The following is a 17497-nucleotide window of genomic DNA, read 5'->3' as shown; positions in this document are numbered from 1 at the left end:
CGGTGCGCCGCGGGACGATCTCCGGGCGCGTCGCGCGCGGCGTTCGCCCCTGTGGCAGGGCTCACTGATCCGGGGATTTCCGTGCCAGGATTGGCCCAGAGCGATCCAACCGCTCCCGGTCGAGAACCCGCGCGGCCCCAACCCCGGTCGCACGGTCCCGGCCGGGGTTGCCGGGCAGCGTCGCCACAAGCGGCCGCCCGGCGTGACATATAGGAGATCCGCATGTCCCCGGAACACTGGACGCGACCGCTCCGACCAGGAGACGAGCACGACAACGACGTCGCCACCGGCCCCCCTGCCGCTACCGCAGCGAAACCCACACGGGAGCAGGTGATCGCGGGCTTGCGCGCGACGAGCGAAGGTGGAGCCGACCTGGTTCAGCTCCTCACCCCGGAAGGCCAGCGGGTGCACCACCCCGACTTCGGCCTGGACATCGGCGACGAGCAGCTGCGCGGGCTGTACCGCGACATGGTGCTGGTGCGCCGCTTCGACCGCGAAGGCAATGCGCTGCAGCGCCAGGGCCAGCTGGGCATCTGGGTGCCGCTGCTGGGCCAGGAGGCCGCGCAGATCGGCGCGGGCCGCGCGCTGCGCCCGCGGGACATGGCCTTCCCCAGCTACCGCGAGCACGGGATCGCGTGGTGCCGCGGGCTGGACCCGACCGAGCTGCTGGGCATCTTCCGCGGCACCGACCACGGCAGCTGGGACCCGGTGGCCACCGGGATGCACCTGTACACGATCGTCATCGGCAACCAGGCGCTGAACGCGGCCGGCTACGCGATGGGCCAGAAGTTCGAGGGCAAGGTCGGCGACGACGACGGCGAGGCCACCATGTGCTTCTTCGGCGACGGCGCGACCAGCCAGGGCGACGTGCACGAGGCGATGGTCTGGGGTTCGGTCTACGACGCGCCGCTGGTGCTGTTCTGCCAGAACAACCAGTGGGCGATCTCCGAGCCGGTGGAGCGCCAGACCCGCAGCCCGCTGTACGAGCGCGCGGGCGGCTACGGCTTCCCCGGCATCCGCGTCGACGGCAACGACGTGCTGGCCAGCCTCGCGGTCTCGCGCTGGGCGCTGGACGAGTGCAGGCACGGCAACGGGCCGGTGCTGGTCGAAGCGTTCACCTACCGGATGGACGCGCACACCAGCAGCGACGACCCGACCCGCTACCGGCTCGCCGACGAGCTCGAGGCGTGGAAGCTCAAGGACCCGATCGAGCGGCTGCGGGTGCACCTGGTGCGCGAGCAGCTCGCGGATCAGGACTTCTTCGACGGCGTGCAGGCCGAGTCCGACGAACTGGCCGCCCGGTTCCGCGAGTTCTGCTTCGCCATGCCCGAGCCGGATCCGGAACGGATCTTCTCCGAGGTCTACGCCCAGCCCAGTCCCGAACTGGACGCCCAGCGGGAGGGCTACCTGAACTACTTGGACGGCTTCGCCGACCAACCGCGAGGAGGTGTGCGCTGATGGCCGCGCCCGCGATGGAACGCGCCGGCAACGGCGCCCGCACCGACCAGACCGCGCGGACGGCGACGCTGGCGAAGAGCCTGAACATGGGCCTGCGCGCCGCGCTGGAGAGCGACCCGAAAGTCCTGATCATGGGCGAGGACGTGGGCAAGCTCGGCGGTGTCTTCCGGGTCACCGACGGCCTGCAGAAGGACTTCGGGCAGCACCGCGTGCTGGACACCCCGCTGGCCGAGGCCGGGATCATCGGCACCGCGGTCGGACTGGCCATCCGCGGCTTCCGCCCGGTCTGCGAGATCCAGTTCGACGGGTTCATCTTCCCCGGCTTCGACCAGATCGTCTCGCAGCTGGCGAAGCTGCACTACCGCAGCCAGGGCAAGGTCAAGATGCCGGTCGTGGTGCGGGTGCCGTTCGGCGGCGGCATCGGCGGGGTGGAGCACCACTCGGAGTCGCCGGAGTCGCTGTTCGCGCACGTCGGCGGGCTGCGAGTGGTCGCCTGCTCGAACCCGGCCGACGCCTACTGGATGTTGCAGCAGGCGATCGCCAGCGACGATCCGGTGCTGTTCTTCGAGCCGAAGCGGCGCTACTACGAGAAGGCCGAGCTGGACGTGGCCGCCGAGCCACCGCCGCTGTTCAGCTCGCGCGTGCTGCGCCGGGGCACGTCGGCGACGCTGGCCGCGTACGGGCCGCTGGTGTCGACCTGCCTCACGGCGGCGGACGCCGCCGCCGAGGAGGGCACCGAGCTGGAGGTAATCGACCTGCGCACGCTGTCTCCGCTGGACCTGGGCCCGGTGTTCGAGTCGGTGCGCCGCACCGGCAGGCTGGTGCTGGCCAGCGAGGCGCCGCCGGAGTCGTCGATCACCTCGGAGATCACCACCCGCGTGCAGCAGGAGTGCTTCTACTCGCTGGAGGCGCCGGTGCTGCGGGCGACCGGCTTCGACTCCCCGTACCCGCCGAGCAAGCTGGAGAAGCACTACCTGCCCGATCTCGACCGGGTGCTCGACGCCGTCGACCGCTCGCTGGCGTTCTGAGGGGAGCGTTCGATGCCGCAGCTCAAGCACTTCCCGCTACCGGACGTCGGGGAAGGGCTCACCGAGGCCGAGATCCTCGGCTGGAAGGTGGCGCCCGGCGACGCGGTCGCGGTGAACCAGGTGTTCGTGGAGATCGAGACGGCCAAGGCGGCGGTCGAGCTGCCGTGCGCCTACTCCGGCAAGGTGGTCGAACTGCTCGCCGAGCCGGGGCAGACCGTCGAGGTCGGCACGCCGATCATCTCGATCGACCTGGACCCCGACGGCGCCGACGCGCCTGCGGCGCCGCCCGCGAACGGTGCACCGCAGCGGACCGACCAGGACGCCACGCCGAACCTGGTCGGTTACGGGCCGCAGGCCACCAGTTCCAAGCGCCGCCCGCGCAAGGCGCCCGCCAGCGCGGACACCGCGCAGGAGGCGTTGCAGGGCGCGATGCAGGGCGCCCCGGTGGCGTTGCAGGAGGAACCGGCCGCGAGCTGGTCCCCGCCGTCCAAGCGGGTCGAGCCGGAATCCGGCTCGGTTCCGCAGGCGAAGCCGCCGGTGCGCAAGCTCGCCAAGGACCTGGGCGTGGACCTGCGCGCGCTGACCGGGTCCGGCGCGGGCGGAGTGATCACCCGCGAGGACGTCGAAACGGCCGCGCGACCGGCACCCGCCGAACCCGCGACCGGAGCCCGGGAGCACCGGGTACCGATCAAGGGCGTCCGCAAGGCCACCGCCCAGGCAATGGTGCAGAGCGCCTTCACCGCACCGCACGTCACGGAGTTCCTCACGGTCGACGTGACGCCGATGATGCAGCTGCGCGAGCGGCTCAAGTCGGACCCGGAGTTCCGGGACGTGAAGATCACTCCGCTGGCGTTCGCCGCGAAGGCGCTGTGCCTGGCCGTGCGCCGGACTCCGGACGTCAACGCGACCTGGGACGAAGCCGCCGGTGAGATCGTCTACAAGGACTACGTGCACCTCGGGGTCGCGGCGGCCACGCCGCGCGGCCTGGTGGTGCCGAAGGTCCGCGACGCCGACGGCATGTCGCTGCGATCGCTCGCGGCTGCGCTGCAGGAGTTGACCACGACCGCGCGCGACGGCAAGACCGCTCCGGCGGACCTGGTCGGCGGCACGATCACGATCACCAACGTCGGCGTGTTCGGCGTGGACACCGGTACCCCGATCCTGAATCCGGGGGAGTCGGCGATCCTCGCGTTCGGCGCGGTCCGGGACCTGCCGTGGGTCGTCGACGGCCAGGTCGTGCCGCGCAAGGTGTGCCAGCTGGCGCTGAGCTTCGACCACCGGGTGGTCGACGGCCAGCAGGGCTCGCGGTTCCTCGCCGACGTCGGCGCGCTGCTCGCCGACCCGGGGATGGCGCTGACCTACTGACGCCGAAGGCCGGGTCCGCGCCGTTCGCGCGGGCCCGGCCCTGGTCAGCGGGGAGAGCTCAGTCCTCCTTGCGGCGGCGCCCGCCGGAGCGGGTGGCGCTCTTGGTCTGCGCTGCTTGACCGGACTGCGTCGCGGCCGCGGTGTCCTGCTGTTCGGACTCACCGGACTCGCCGCCGAAGTCGAAGCTGTGCGAGTCGAACTCGTGCACGTCGATCTCGGGCAGACCGCCGAGCTCGTTGTTCAGCTCGCCGAAGATCGGTGTACCTGGATCGGGCTTGTTCACCGCTTCGCCCTCCCATTTCGTTCTCGAAGCCGTGTTGCCGGTGCGGACGGCCGCCGCGCGGCGACGGCACAGGGCGCGAGGGGCTTCAGCAGCCAACGGCACGGCGCGGACCCACGCGTCCACTGTGCCGATCGAACGCGAACTGGTCCGTTCGCCTCGCGTCGACCACCGGCATTCATCCCTACGGGTGATGGTGATGAACCCTGCCATGATGCCTTCCATTCCGGCCGGAAGTCAGGCACCCCCGGGATCTTGCACTCTCAAGTGCAACACCGCCCGGTGTTCGCCGATTCCCGGGAGTGGCGATCGCCACTGCTGCCAACCGGCCGACCGAGCCGCCGCGCATGCCGTTTCCTAGGGCATTTCCGCAGGTCGGATCGAAAGAAGTGTTCCACGTCACAGCGAGTCAACGTCGAGCACCCTCCGCGCATCACACGAATGTGTGGCGGTGCGGGGCACCGCCCCCAACTGACTTGAGGAGTGTGAGCGGAATGTTCAACAACAAGCGCAGCAGCACCGGCCGGATCGCCGCGATCGCCGGATCGGCGGTGCTCGCCGGCCTGCTGCTCGGCGGCACGGCGCAGGCCATGCCCGACGACCACCCGGGCTACGACCGCTACTGCACCGCGGACCAGGTCGACGTCGGCATCACGCCGCTCGACCACAGCACGATGCAGGCCGGCGCGGACGTGCAGTTCACCGCGAAGCCGGGCCAGAGCTGCCAGCTCGGCGGCGCGCCCGGGCTGACCTTCCTGGACGGGCAGGGCAAGCCGCTCGGCATCAGCACCGAGCGGGCGGGCGGCGACGCCGCGGACCACGTCGTCGACGGGCAGCACGCGGTGAACGCGAGCTTCCACTACCAGGTCACCGACCCGAACACCGGCGACGCGCTGCCCGGCCCGACGCCGGCGTCGGTGGACGTCGCCTTCCCCGGCCCGGTCGCGCCCTACACCGTGAACGTGCCCTGGAACGGCACTTCCGTGCCCGGCCCGGTCTCGATCAGCGACGTCGCCCCGGCGCAGGGCTGACCGGCACCGGCGCGGACCCGACCCGCACCGCCTGAGCCGGGTACCAGTCTCAGGCGCGGCGGGCAGCGGGCACCCCGGCCGGCGGCGAGCCGGCGGACCGGACCGGCAAGATCCGGGAACCGTTCGGCGCCTACTGGATGTGCCTGCCCGAGATGGAGCGGGCGACCACCAGCTGCTGGATCTGCTCGGTGCCCTCGAAGATGTCGTAGATCTTGGCGTCCCGGTGCATCCGCTCGACGGGGAACTCGCGGGTGTAGCCGTTGCCGCCGAGGATCTGGATCGCGCGTTCGGTCGCCCAGGTGGCGACCCGCCCGGCCTTGAGCTTCGACATCGAGCCCTCACCGGCGGTGAACGGCTCGTCGTTGCGGCCCATCCAGGCCGCCCGCCAGACCAGCAGCCGCGCCGCGTCGATCTCGGTGCGCATGTCGGCGAGGGTGAACGCGATCGACTGGTTGTCGATGATCGGCCGCCCGAAGGTCTCCCGCTGCTTGGCGTATTCCAAGGCGTGCTCGTAGGCGGCGCGCGCGATGCCGAGGGCCTGCGAGCCGACGGTGGGCCGGGACAGCTCGAAGGTCTTCATCGCGGCCTGCCCGCCACCTGCGGCCTTGCCGCCTTCGCGGGCGCGGGCGAGCTTCTCGTCGAGCTTGTCCTTGCCGCCGAGCAGGCAACTGCCGGGCACCCGCACGTCGTCCAGGAAGACGTCGGCGGTGTGCGAGGCGCGCAGGCCGTGCTTCTTGATCTTGCTGGGGGACTCCAGCCCCTTGGTGCCGGGCGGGATCACGAACGCGGCCTGCCCGCGCGAGCCCAGCTCGGAGTCGACGACCGCCTGCACCACGTGCACGTTCGCGATGCCGCCGTTGGTGGCCCACGCCTTCTGGCCGTTGAGCACCCATTCGTCCTTGGCCTCGTCGTAGACCGCGCGGGTGCGCATCGCCGAGACGTCGGAACCGGCGGCGGGCTCGGACGAGCAGAACGCGGCGACCTTCGGGTCGTCGGCGTCGCCGTAGCACTGCGGCACCCACTCGGCCATCTGGTCCGGAGTGCCCGCGGCGAAGATGCCCGCCACCGCCAGCGTGGTGCCGAAGATCGCCATGCCGATGCCGCCGTCGCCCCAGAACAGCTCCTCGTTGGCGATCGGCAGCGACAGACCGGTGTCGTCGGCCCAGAACGTGGCGACCGTCTCGAAGCCGTAGAGGCCGATCTTGGCGGCTTCCTGGATGACCGGCCACGGGGTCTGCTCCCGCTCGTCCCACTCGGCGGCCGCGGGGCGGATGACCTTCTCCGCGAATCCGTGCACCCATTCCCGCAGGTCGCGGTGTTCCTCGCTCAGTTCAAGGGAGAAGCTCATCGATTTCCTTCGCGCGTCGGGCCGGTGGTGTGCGGGTCAGGCCTTGGGGATCTGGAAGAGTTTGGTGAGCCCGGCGGCGAAGCCGACGTCCCCGGCGACCTTCAGCTTGCCGGTCATGAACTGCACCGGAGCGGAGGCGTTGCCGGAGACCAGTTTCAGGAACTCCACCGGCGTGATCATGATCGTGACCCGCGGGTCGTCGTGCTGCGGCTCCTTGTTGACCGTGCAGGTGCCGCCGGTGAGCACGGTTTCGTAGCGCACGGTGTCCGCGTCCTCGGTACCGATGCGCCACCGCACCACCGCCTCGGTGGAGCGCGCCTTCTCGGCCTTGTAGTGCTCGCCCATCCGCCGGAACACCTCGTCGAGCACCTGCACGCGCAGCTCCGGGCGCGCCATGACGGCCTCGACCTGGGCCGCGGAGGCGCGGGAGATGAGCTTGGCGAACTGCTCCGGCCGCAGCGCGCTGAGGTCGGCGGTGCCCTGCTTGGCGTGCTCGGAGGCGGCTGCCAGGAGTTCCACGAACTCCTCGTTGCCGACCTTCTTCGGGTCTGCCTCGGCGAGCGCGCCGATCGGGTCCGGCTGGGACATGGTGACCTCCATTTACCTACTCGCTAGTAAGACTACGCGCGAGTAGGTTAGTGGGCAAGGCATGCGCGTGATCGTTGCTGTTCTAGCCTGATCGGCGCGCGCACGGGCGGTTTTCGGCCGGAACGGCCCGGATGGCCGGTTGGAACGGCCCGAACAGGAGGTGGGATGCAGGCAGCCGGTGGGAGCCAGGCCGACGAGGACGACGGCGACGGGCCGCGGCGCCCGCGCAGCCGGCGGCTGCCGCGGTCGGTGCGGGAACGCCAAATCCTCGACGCCGCCGTCGAGTCCTTCGCGGCGCGCGGCTTCCACCTCGCGTCGATGGACGAGATCTCGGAGTTCGCGGGCATCTCGAAACCGATGATCTACGCGTACCTCGGTTCCAAGGAAGAGCTGTTCATCGCCTGCATCCAGCGCGAGGCGAACCGGTTGATCGAAGCCATCGGCACGGCGGTCGAACCGGACCTGCGCCCGGACGAGCAGCTCTGGCGCGGGCTGCGGGTGTTCTTCGACTACGTGCAGCGGAACCGGGCGAGCTGGACGATCCTGCACCGCCAGGCCGCGACCGGTGGCGAGCCGTTCTCCTCCGAGTTCGCCCAGTGGCGGCAGCAGGCGATGGCGCTGATCTCGACGTTGCTGGCACGTGCGACCGAATCCGCCGCGCAGCCGATGCAGCCGCAGCAGATGGAGCCGTTCGCCGCGGCCCTGGTCGGTGCGGGGGAGTCGCTGCTGGACTGGTGGGTGGAGCATCCCGAGCACACCGCCGACGGCCTGGCCATGCGCCTGATGAACCTGGCGTGGATGGGCTTCGGCGACCTGGTCGAAGGACGTTCCTGGAGCCCGCGGGTCCCGGACCAGCCGGAGTGAGCCGCCGGGCACCGCGGCAAGCCCCGCCCGCAGCCGAGCGGGGCTTGCGCGCCCGCGAAATCAGCGCAACCGGCCCTGCAGGTGCGGCTTGCCGGAGCGGGAGTGCACGGCGAACCGGGCGTCCCGGCCGGGCCGTGCGGTTCCCGTGCCCGGGCCGACCCCCGTGCCTGGGCCGGCCTCGGTGAACTCGACGGTCGAGGGCAGCAGCAGCGGTTTCACGAAGTCGACGTCCACGGTGAACGACTCCGGCAGCCTGCCGTCGAACGCCGCCAGCGCCCGCGCCTTCGTCCACATGCCGTGCGCGATCGCGCGCGGGAAGCCCAGCACCTTCGCCGACCACGGGTGCAGGTGGATCGGGTTGCGATCCCCGGACACCGCCGCATAACGGCGCCCCTGATCGCCGGGGACCCGCCAGGTCGCGGTCGGCGCGCCCGGTTCGACCTCGGCGGCCCGCTCGGCGTGCGGCGCGGAGTCGTCGGGCTTGCCGCGGCGCAGGTAGGTGCTGGTCTCGCTCCACACCAGCTCGCCGCCGACGCTGGTCTCGGCGATCACGTCGAGCTGCTTGCCCTTCGGGTGCGCGCGCAGGTTCGCCACCCGCACCCGCTGGTCGAGCACGTCGGTGACCCGCAACGGCCGGTGCACCGTGATGCTGTTGGCCACGTGCACCAGTCCGACCAGCGGAAACGGGAATCCGGGGTCGGTCATCAACCGCACCGACAGACCGAACGAGAGCACGTGCGGGTAGGTCGGCGGCAGCTCGTCGCGCAGCCCGAACCCGCAGACCCGGTTGTACTCGGCGAGGTGCGCCTGGTCGATCTCGATGCCGCGGCGCACGTACTCGGTCTGCGGCAGTTCCCCGCCGCGCCGCAGCGGGCCGGAGGTGACCGCCTTCAGGTACAGCGCCGAGAGATTCGGGGCGGAGTCGACTTCGGTGCTCATCTCACGCCCCCAACAGGCTCTGGCCGCAGACCCGCACGACGTTGCCGTTCACGCCCGCCGATGCGGGGCTGGCGTACCAGGCGATCGTTTCGGCGACGTCGACCGGCAGCCCGCCCTGCTGCAGGCTGCTCATCAACCGCCCGGCCTCGCGGATGAACAGCGGCACGGCCGCGGTCATCTTGGTCTCGATGAACCCGGGCGCGACGGCGTTGATCGTGACGCCGCGGCGGGCCGCGGTCGGCGCCGACGCCTGCACCAGGCCGATCACGCCCGCCTTCGACGTCGAGTAGTTCGCCTGCCCGACGTTGCCCGCGATGCCGCTGATCGAAGCGACACCGATCAGCCGGCCGCCGGAGCGCAGCGGCGAGTCCTCCCGCAGCAGCGCCTCGTTGATGCGTTCCTGGGCGGTGAGGTTCACCGCCAGCACCGAGTCCCACTTGCCCTCGTCCATGCGCCCGAGCGTCTTGTCCCGGGTGATGCCCGCGTTGTGCACCACGATGTCGAGCCCGTCGTGGCGTTCGGTGAAGTGCTCGGCGATGCGCTGCGGCGCGTCCTCGGCGGTGATGTCGAGCTGCAGGGTGGACCCGCCGATGCGGTTGGCGACCCTGGCCAGGTCCTCGCCTTGGGCGGGCACGTCCAGGCAGACCACGTGCGCGCCGTCGCGGGCGAGGGTTTCCGCGATCGACTCGCCGATGCCCCGCGAGGCGCCGGTGACCAGCGCGACCTTGTCCCGCAGCGGGTGCTGCCGGTCGACCTTGGGCGCGTCCGCGGAACCGACCCGGATGACCTGGCCGGACACGAACGCGGACTTCGGCGAGAGCAGGAAGCTCAGCGTCGAGTCCAGCGCGGCCTCGGCACCTTCGGAGACGTAGACCAGCTGCGCGGTGGCGCCGCGCTTGAGCTCCTTGCCGACGGTGCGCATGAAGCCTTCCAGCGCGCGTTGCGCGACCCGCTCACCGGCGGAGGTGGTCTCCTCCGGCGGGGTGCCGAGCACGATGACGCGGCCGCAGCCGCCGACCTGCCGGATCAGCGGGCCGAAGAAGTCGCGCAGCTGGTGCAGCTGGTCGCTGCCGGTGATGCCGGTGGCGTCGAAGATCAGCGCGGCGTACCGCGCGTCCTCCTGCGGCTCACCGGACTCGACCTCGGCGTGCGCGCCGGTGAGCGTTGCCGCCACGGAATCGGTCAGCCGCGAACCCTTCGCCGCCCCGGTGCGCACCGTGCCGCTGACGACGGGATCACCGGACCGGTGCCTTCGCAGCGGGGCAGGCGTGGGCAGGCCGAGGCGCTTTGCGAGCGAGCGGCCGAACGCGGTCGAGGTGAACTGCTGGTACCGATCGGGCATGCGTACTCCCGTGCAGGCAGGTTGTCGGATGGATTCGTGCGCGGAAACGGGCCAGGGGCCGTCGCGCGGTGATCCTGCTCGACGACTAACCTACCCGCGGGTAGGTTAGTGCGTCACCGGGGTGCGCACCAGACCCGCGATCCCGGAATCCCAGTACAGCGGCCGACCCCAGCCGCACGCCGGACCGACGGTCCTCGAACGCACCCGGACCGACGGTCCTCGAAACGAACCCGGACCGACGGTCCTCAAACGAAGGAGTCCAGCATGTCCACCACTCGCCGCGTAGCGATCGTCGGCGGCAACCGGATCCCCTTCGCGCGTTCCGGCGGCCGCTACACGCGGGCCTCCAACCAGGACATGCTCACCGCAGCGCTGGACGGGCTGCTGGCCCGCTTCGGACTGCAGGGCGAGCAGCTGGGCGAGTTCGTCGCGGGCGCGGTGCTCAAGCACAGCCGCGACTTCAACCTCGCCCGCGAAACCGTGCTCGGCTCCCGGCTCGACCCGCGCACCCCCGCCCACGACGTGCAGATGGCGTGCGCGACCGGGCTGGAGTCGGTGGTCTCGGTGGCCAACAAGATCGCGCTGGGCCAGCTCGAGTCGGGCATCGCAGGTGGCGTGGACTCGGCCAGCGACGCGCCGATCGCGCTCAACGACGACCTGCGCCGGGTGCTGCTGGCGGCCAACCACGCGAAGAGCTTCGGCGGCAGGCTCAAGGCGCTGACCGGCGTGCGCCCGCAGCACGTGGTGCCGGAGATCCCGCAGAACTCCGAGCCGCGCACCGGACTTTCCATGGGAGAGCACGCCGCGAAGACCGCGCTGGCCTGGGAGATCTCCCGGGAGGCGCAGGACGAGCTGGCCGCGCGCAGCCACCAGCGGCTCGCCGCCGCCTACGAGCGCGGGTTCTTCGACGACCTGGTCACGCCGTTCCAGGGCGTGGCCGAGGACCAGAACATGCGTGCCGACAGCACCCCGGAAAAGCTGGCGAAGCTGAAGCCGGTGTTCGGCAAGGGCGAGGGCGCGACCATGACGGCGGGCAACTCGACCCCGCTCACCGACGGCGCCTCCACCGTGCTGCTGGCCAGCGAGGAGTGGGCGAAGGCGCACAAGCTGCCGGTGCTGGCCTACCTCAGCGACGTGCTGCCCGCCGCGGTGGACCACGTCAGCGGCGACGAGGGCCTGCTGATGGCGCCCGCCTACGCGGTGCCGAAGTTGTTGCAGCGCAACGGCATCGGCCTGGGCGAGTTCGACTTCTACGAGGTGCACGAGGCGTTCGCCTCGCAGGTGCTGGCCACGCTGCAGGCGTGGCAGGACCCGGAGTTCTGCAAGAACCGCCTCGGCCTGGACGCGCCGCTGGGCGGCGTGGACACCGCGAAGCTGAACGTGAACGGCTCGTCGCTGGCCGCCGGGCACCCGTTCGCCGCGACCGGCGGGCGGATCGTGGCGACGCTGTCGAAGCTGCTGTCCGAGCAGGGCTCGGGCCGCGGGCTGATCTCCATCTGCGCCGCCGGCGGGCAGGGCGTCACCGCGATCCTGGAGCGCTGATCCCGGTTCGCTCGAGGGTGAGCGGACCGCTGGACCGCCAAGAACGGTCCGCTCACTCGCCGGATCACTCGGGGATGCAGCTGACCGGGACGGTGTGCACCAGGTTGTTGCCGAAGCCGCCGCGGTTCCAGGACTGGCCGGTCGGCTGGACGTTCCCGTCGGCGTCGGTCGCGCGGGCGGCCAGCACGTGCGAGCCGGGCTCGGCCCGCCACCTGCTGCGCCAGCCGCGCCACGACCAGCGCGGCCGGTCGGCGTCGAGTTCGGCTTCCGCCCAGTTGCGGCCGCCGTCGGTGCTGACCTCCACCCGGTCGATCGGCGCGTGCCCGGACCAGGCGCGACCGCGCAGCTCGAGCTCACCTGGGCGCACCACCCGCGCGCGGGACATGAAGTCCGGGAAGCCCGGCGGCTCGATCAGCGAGCGCGGCACCATGCGGGTCGCGGGCTCGCCGGGATCGTCCGGGGACTGCCGGTAGCGGTACGCGCGGTGCTGGAAACCGCGGAACGGCTCCTCGACCACCGAGATCTCCTGCAACCACTTCACGTTCGTCATGCCGTACCAGCCGGGAACGACCAGGCGCACCGGATGACCGTGCTGCGGCGGCAACGGCTGCCCGTTCATCTCGTAGGCCAGCAGCACCTCTTCGCCCAGCGCCTCGTCGAGCGGCAGGCCGCGCTGGTAGTCCTGCTCCACACCGCGCTCCACGCCGTGATCGGCACCGGTGAACACGACCTCGGCCGCCGAAGGCCGCACGCCCGCGGATTCCAGCACGTCGCGCAGCGGCACCCCGGTCCACTCCGCGGTGCCGACCGCCTCCACCAGCCACGGCTGGCTGATCGGGCGCGGGTGCATCCGGGCGCGGCCGTTGCCCGCGCACTCCATCGTGACCCGCACCGTGCGGGCGGGCCGCGAGCGCAGCTCGTCGAGGGTGAGCTCGAGCCTTCGGGAGACCGCCCCGGTCACCGCCAGCCGCCACGTCGCCGGGTCCAGCGCGGGCATGTCGTAGTGCGTGAGCAGGTAGTGCAGGCCGATCGGGGTGACGTCGTAGCGCAGCGCCTCGAGCATGATGCCGTGGTTGCGCGCGGCCAGCGCGAGTTCCTCCTGGCTGATGCCTTCGTCCTGATCGGCGAGCCGGGAAGGCAAGCTGACATCGGCAAGCTGTGCGTCCATGGCTACCAGGATGCGGTTCGCGCGCGGGTGGGAACACTCGTCCACTCGGCGGCACGCGGGTGAGGTCGCCGCGGCCGCGCCGTTCGGCCGAAGCCGCGGCGATTCCGATGTGATGACGATATGTGCTGGTCAGCAGCCCACATCCACACGCGCGGAGGCCCGTTTCGTCACCCACCCGCGGTGACTTAAAGCACAGTGCGGGCGGTGTGTAACAACGCCCGGGGGCCCGGCGATATGCATGGTGACCCCGCGGTGCTGTCGGACCCCCGACCTGGCAGCACCGCGGGGATTTCCAATTTCCGGGCCGTTCCCGCTGGTCTTGCGCAGCGGGATGATCTATCAACGACTCCTGCCCTCGAAGCGCAGGAGGTCCCATGCCCCGGCCGCGGCACGCCCTCGCCTTGGCGGTTCTCGTCGCAGCGGCGGCGACCCCCACCCACGCGGCACCGGCGGACGCGCAGGCACCCCGGCGGGCGCAACATCCGAGCGCGGACAAGAGCATCGCCTTCTACGTGGGCAAGAACCGCACCGAGAGCGGCTCGACGCTGCTCGGCGGTTTCGGGCACGAGCCGTCCAGCCACTGGCTGGAGATCGTGCCGCACCGGAGGCACCCGCCGGGCTCGACGATCACCGTCGGCGCCACCGCGGAGGCCGACCTGCCCGGCAGGCTCACCCGGATCCCGCAGGCGACCGAGACCGCGAAGTACCTCACCTCGAACTACTCCGAGTTCTCCGGTTTCCCCGCCCCGCTGACCAACGGCGGTCTGAACGAGCACGGCGTGGCCGCTCGCGACGTCTGGTCGGACTCCCGCCCGGAGCTGGTGGCGATGACCCCGCCCGGCCAGACCGGCCCGAACTACAGCGACCTGTCCCGGATCGCGATGGAGCGGGCGCACTCGGCGCGCGAAGCGGTCGACATCCTCGGGCGGTTGATCGACGAGCACGGCTACACCACCTACGGCGGCAACTCGCACCTGTTCGCCGACGCGAACGAGGGCTGGGTGTTCGTCGAGTACGCAGGCGGTCAGGGCCTGTGGGCCGCGGAACGGCTCGGGCCGGACGACGTCCGGGTGTCCTACCCGGGCTACATCGGCGATTTCCCGGCCGCACCCGGGAACCCGGACTTCCGCGGCTCGCCGAACCTGGTGGACTTCGCGGTGCGGCAGGGCTGGTGGAACCCGGCGAGCGGGAAGCCGTTCAACCTGCAAGAGGTCTACGGCACGCCGTTCCCCGGCCACCCCGGCAAGTCCGCGCCGCGCGACGAGGCGCCGTGGCGGCATCCGCCGACGCTGGAGTCCGAGCTGCGCAGGCTCGGCGACGTGTCCCTGGTGGACATGCAGCGCATGGTGCGGGATCCGCGGTGGTCCGACGACCGCTCCGGCTACGGGCAGGTGGCGCAGCTGCGCGCGGACCTGCCGAACCCGGAGCTGGCGACGCTGTGGGTGGCGAACACGGCTGCGGTGACCGCGCCGTACATCCCGTTCCACATCGGCGCGACGGCGGTGCCGCCGGAGTACGCCCAGCACCGCTACCTCACCGCTGGTGCGGCGCAGGACTACCTGAACCCGGAGTTCGCGGCGCAGGAGGCGACCCGCTCGGCGACCCACCTGTCCAAGCGCCTCATGTACTACACCTGCGATCGGCCGGAGGTGTTCCTGGACCGGGTCACCAAGACCTACGAGGGGTTCGAGGCCGAGACGCTCCACGAGATCGGTGACGTGCAGCGGCGCGCCGCCGACGCCTACCGCGCCGGGCGCGCCGAGCAGGCTCGGGCGCTGCTGACCGGCTGGAGCAACCGCCGGGCGCTGCGGGGCGTGGATCTCACCGAGCACCTGCTCGACGAGGTGGAAGCCGAGACGAAGGCCCGGTTCGGCATCCGCCCGCCGCGCGTCGACGTACCGCCGGGAACCACCGCGGGACCGGGCAGCATGGACATGTCGCTGCCCGCGGATGCCGTCGCGGCCCGGGACCGGATCACCTGCGACATGGGCAACGGCTGGGCCGACGGCACGACGGTCGACCGGAAAGGCCAGGTGGGCGATCCGGCGAACGTGCCGGACCTCCGCGCGCAACCTTCCGCCGAGGGCCGCTTCGGGTGGCTGCCGCTCGCGGGCGCCGCGCTGGGCGGGCTGCTCGCAGGCGTGCTGATCACGCTGTTCGCCCGGCGCTGGAGATGACTTCGCGCCGCGCGGCATCCCGTGAAGTGGGAAGCGCCTCGGATCACCGGCGAGCGGGAACAGCTTCATCGAGCGGTGTTGTTGCCCGGGCGTGAGCATCGCGCAGCAGAAGCCCAGAACCCGTGTCCGCGCGCCGGAGCTGACCGGCCGGGAGTGGTTGAACACCGGCGGCCGGGAGGTCCAGCTCGGCGAGCTGCGCGGGAAGGTCGTGCTGCTGGACTTCTGGACCTTCTGCTGCATCAACTGCCTGCACGTGATCGACGAGCTGCGGCCGCTGGAGGAGGAGTTCGGCGACGAGCTGGTCGTGGTCGGCGTGCACTCGCCGAAGTTCGAGCACGAGGCGGACCCGGACGCGCTGGCCGCGGCCGTGGAGCGCTACGAGGTACGGCACCCGGTGCTCGACGACCCGGAGCTGAGCACCTGGCGCAACTACGCGGTCAAGGCGTGGCCGACGCTGGCCGTGATCGACCCCGAAGGCTACCTCGTGCACGTCGCCGCAGGTGAGGGGCACGTCGAGGCGTTGCGCAGCGTCATCGGCGAAATCGTGGCCGAACACGACGAGAAGGGCACGCTGCACCGCGGCGACGGCCCGTACGTGCCGCCGCGGACCGCGGCGACGACGTTGCGGTTCCCGGCGAAGGCGGTGTCCGGACCGGGCACGATCCTGGTCGCCGACTCGGCCAACCATTCGCTGGTGGAGTTCGCCGAGGACGGTGAGACGGTGCTGCGGCGCATCGGCAGTGGTGCTCGAGGCCGTGCCGATGGCGAAGCGCAGGACGCTTCGTTCGCCGAGCCGTCCGGGCTCGCGGTGCTGCCGAAGGACGTCGCCGCCGCGGCGGGCTACGACCTGGTGGTGGCCGACACCGCCAACCACCTGCTGCGCGGGGTGCGGCTCGCGGACGGCGCGGTGACCACCATCGCGGGCACGGGACAGCAGTGGCGCGACGGCGAGGACGGCGGACCTGCGCTGGACATCCCCCTCACCAGCCCGTGGGACGTCGCTTGGTGGGAGCCCGCAGGCGGTGTGGTGATCGCGATGGCGGGCAACCACACGCTCGGCCTGTTCGACCCGACCGGCGGGAAGCTGCGCAGGCTGGCGGGCACCACCGTCGAAGGGCTGCGGGACGGCGCGGCGCCGGAGGCGTTCTTCGCCCAGCCGTCCGGGCTCGCCGACGGCGGTGAGCGGCTGTGGCTGGCCGACTCGGAGACCTCGGCGCTGCGCTGGATCGAGCCGGACGGGGACGGGTTCGCGGTGCGCACCGCGGTCGGCCGCGGGCTGTTCGACTTCGGGCACGCGGACGGTCCCGCCGATGGCGCGTTGTTCCAGCACCCGCTGGGCGTCGCGGCGCTGCCGGACGGTTCGGTCGCGGTCTGCGACACCTACAACGGCGCGGTGCGACGTTACGATCCGGCATCGGACGAGGTCTCCACGTTGGCCACGCACCTGGCCGAACCTTCCGGGGCGACGCTGGTCGACGGCGAGCTCGTGGTGGTCGCCTCGGCCGCGCACAAGCTGGAGCGCCCGGTGCCGCCCGGCGTCTCCGATCGGCTCATCGAAGGCGCGTCGCAGCAGGTCACGCGCCCCGCGACCGATGTCGCGCCGGGCTCGGTGGAGCTGGCGGTGGTGTTCACCCCGCCGCCGGGCAGCAAGCTCGACGAGCGCTACGGCCCGTCCACCCGGCTGGAGATCACCGCGTCACCGGCGGAGCTGCTGGTCGAAGGCGCGGGCACGGGGACGGACCTGACCCGGCGGCTGGTGCTCGCCGACGACGTCGAGCACGGCGTGCTGCACGTCGTCGCGCAGGCCGCCAGTTGCACCGACGATCCGGGGGTGGAGCACCCGACCTGCCACCTGACCAGGCAGGACTGGGGAGTTCCGGTGCGGGTCGGCGGCTCCGGCCCGGACCGGCTGCCATTGATCATGGGCGGGATGGACGCCGGTTCCTGGGGGGCTCCCCGCTCGGAAGGCTTCGGTGGGCCGGGTCGTAAACTTTTCGAGTGACCGATGCCAAGCTTGAGATCCAGATGCTGCATGACCGGGTCATGGTGCGGGTCTCTGCGGAATCCGGGGAACGTCGCAGCAGCGGCGGCATCGTGATTCCGGCGACCGCCCAGATGGCCAAGCGGCTCCTCTGGGGCGAGGTCTTCGGGGTGGGCAGCCACGTGCGGGCCGTCAAGGTCGGCGACCAGGTGCTGTTCAACCCCGAGGAGCAGTTCGAGGTCGAGGTGCAGGGCCAGTCCTACCTGGTGATGCGGGAGCGAGACCTGCACGCCGTGGCCAGCGAGCAGACCGAGCAGGGCACCGGCCTGTACCTGTGATCGCGCGCTGACCTCGGCCCTGCTTCGGGGTCACCGGGAGGCCCGGTG

At 71.5% G+C, this 17497-nt stretch carries 15 protein-coding genes; 9 read left to right on the top strand and 6 right to left on the bottom strand.

Annotated elements, in window-relative coordinates:
• Positions 1–222: 222 nt before the first annotated feature.
• The 3 genes from pdhA to V1457_RS08060 are packed head-to-tail and all read left to right on the top strand — an operon-like array spanning position 223 to position 3851.
• Positions 223–1458, top strand: a complete 1236-nt coding sequence (pdhA, locus tag V1457_RS08070; protein ID WP_200067960.1) for a pyruvate dehydrogenase (acetyl-transferring) E1 component subunit alpha — start codon at positions 223–225, stop codon at positions 1456–1458.
• Positions 1458–2486, top strand: a complete 1029-nt coding sequence (locus V1457_RS08065; RefSeq protein WP_200067961.1) for an alpha-ketoacid dehydrogenase subunit beta — start codon at positions 1458–1460, stop codon at positions 2484–2486. The genes pdhA and V1457_RS08065 overlap by 1 nt, the downstream gene beginning before the upstream one ends.
• Before the next feature lie 12 nt (positions 2487–2498).
• The gene (locus V1457_RS08060) at positions 2499–3851 is read left to right on the top strand and encodes a dihydrolipoamide acetyltransferase family protein (RefSeq protein WP_338602021.1); all 1353 of its coding nucleotides are present in this window, start codon (positions 2499–2501) and stop codon (positions 3849–3851) included.
• Between the two features lie 58 nt (positions 3852–3909).
• Here the strand turns inward: V1457_RS08060 and V1457_RS08055 are convergent, their stop codons facing one another.
• Entirely contained in the window at positions 3910–4134 is a 225-nt protein-coding gene (locus tag V1457_RS08055; RefSeq protein ID WP_200067963.1) for a hypothetical protein, read from the bottom strand.
• A 491-nt stretch (positions 4135–4625) separates the two neighbouring features.
• On the opposite strand from V1457_RS08055, the gene V1457_RS08050 reads away from it, so the two are divergent.
• A complete protein-coding gene (locus V1457_RS08050) occupies positions 4626–5162 on the top strand; it encodes a DUF4232 domain-containing protein (protein WP_200067964.1) in 537 nt (178 codons plus the stop codon).
• Positions 5163–5292: 130 nt separating this feature from the next.
• Here the strand turns inward: V1457_RS08050 and V1457_RS08045 are convergent, their stop codons facing one another.
• On the bottom strand, positions 5293–6510 hold the full coding sequence (locus V1457_RS08045; protein ID WP_295148665.1) for an acyl-CoA dehydrogenase family protein: 1218 nt from the start codon (positions 6508–6510) through the stop codon (positions 5293–5295).
• A gap of 36 nt (positions 6511–6546) precedes the next feature.
• A complete protein-coding gene (locus V1457_RS08040) occupies positions 6547–7098 on the bottom strand; it encodes an SCP2 sterol-binding domain-containing protein (RefSeq protein WP_233626524.1) in 552 nt (183 codons plus the stop codon).
• A 165-nt stretch (positions 7099–7263) separates the two neighbouring features.
• On the opposite strand from V1457_RS08040, the gene V1457_RS08035 reads away from it, so the two are divergent.
• Entirely contained in the window at positions 7264–7962 is a 699-nt protein-coding gene (locus V1457_RS08035) for a TetR/AcrR family transcriptional regulator (RefSeq protein ID WP_200067967.1), read from the top strand.
• Positions 7963–8022: 60 nt separating this feature from the next.
• Here V1457_RS08035 and V1457_RS08030 read toward each other — a convergent pair whose 3' ends face one another.
• Both V1457_RS08030 and V1457_RS08025 read right to left on the bottom strand, forming a co-directional pair.
• A complete protein-coding gene (locus tag V1457_RS08030) occupies positions 8023–8901 on the bottom strand; it encodes a MaoC/PaaZ C-terminal domain-containing protein (RefSeq protein ID WP_338602010.1) in 879 nt (292 codons plus the stop codon).
• A 1-nt stretch (position 8902) separates the two neighbouring features.
• Positions 8903–10243: a 3-oxoacyl-ACP reductase gene (locus tag V1457_RS08025; RefSeq protein ID WP_200067969.1), complete on the bottom strand. Its 1341-nt coding sequence runs from the start codon at positions 10241–10243 to the stop codon at positions 8903–8905.
• A 264-nt stretch (positions 10244–10507) separates the two neighbouring features.
• On the opposite strand from V1457_RS08025, the gene V1457_RS08020 reads away from it, so the two are divergent.
• Positions 10508–11785 (top strand): acetyl-CoA C-acetyltransferase, encoded by a 1278-nt coding sequence (locus V1457_RS08020; RefSeq protein WP_200067970.1) that lies wholly within the window; start codon positions 10508–10510, stop codon positions 11783–11785.
• A gap of 64 nt (positions 11786–11849) precedes the next feature.
• Here the strand turns inward: V1457_RS08020 and V1457_RS08015 are convergent, their stop codons facing one another.
• Positions 11850–12953, bottom strand: a complete 1104-nt coding sequence (locus V1457_RS08015) for a sulfite oxidase (RefSeq protein ID WP_200067971.1) — start codon at positions 12951–12953, stop codon at positions 11850–11852.
• A gap of 374 nt (positions 12954–13327) precedes the next feature.
• Between V1457_RS08015 and V1457_RS08010 the strand changes: the two genes are divergently transcribed.
• The 3 genes from V1457_RS08010 (at position 13328) to V1457_RS08000 (ending at position 17449) form a co-directional block, all read left to right on the top strand.
• Complete coding sequence (locus tag V1457_RS08010) at positions 13328–15130, top strand: C69 family dipeptidase (RefSeq protein WP_338602004.1); 1803 nt, start codon at positions 13328–13330, stop codon at positions 15128–15130.
• Between the two features lie 91 nt (positions 15131–15221).
• Positions 15222–17132: an NHL domain-containing thioredoxin family protein gene (locus V1457_RS08005; RefSeq protein WP_338602001.1), complete on the top strand. Its 1911-nt coding sequence runs from the start codon at positions 15222–15224 to the stop codon at positions 17130–17132.
• Complete coding sequence (locus V1457_RS08000; RefSeq protein ID WP_200067974.1) at positions 17129–17449, top strand: co-chaperone GroES; 321 nt, start codon at positions 17129–17131, stop codon at positions 17447–17449. Before V1457_RS08005 ends, V1457_RS08000 begins: the two co-directional genes overlap by 4 nt.
• Positions 17450–17497 lie beyond the last annotated feature (48 nt).

This window comes from Saccharopolyspora sp. SCSIO 74807 (assembly GCF_037023755.1).
Taxonomy (GTDB): Bacteria; Actinomycetota; Actinomycetes; order Mycobacteriales; family Pseudonocardiaceae; genus Saccharopolyspora_C; species Saccharopolyspora_C galaxeae.
The sequence above is the reverse complement of the archived record's forward strand: the minus strand, read 5'-3'. Positions and strand labels throughout refer to the sequence as shown.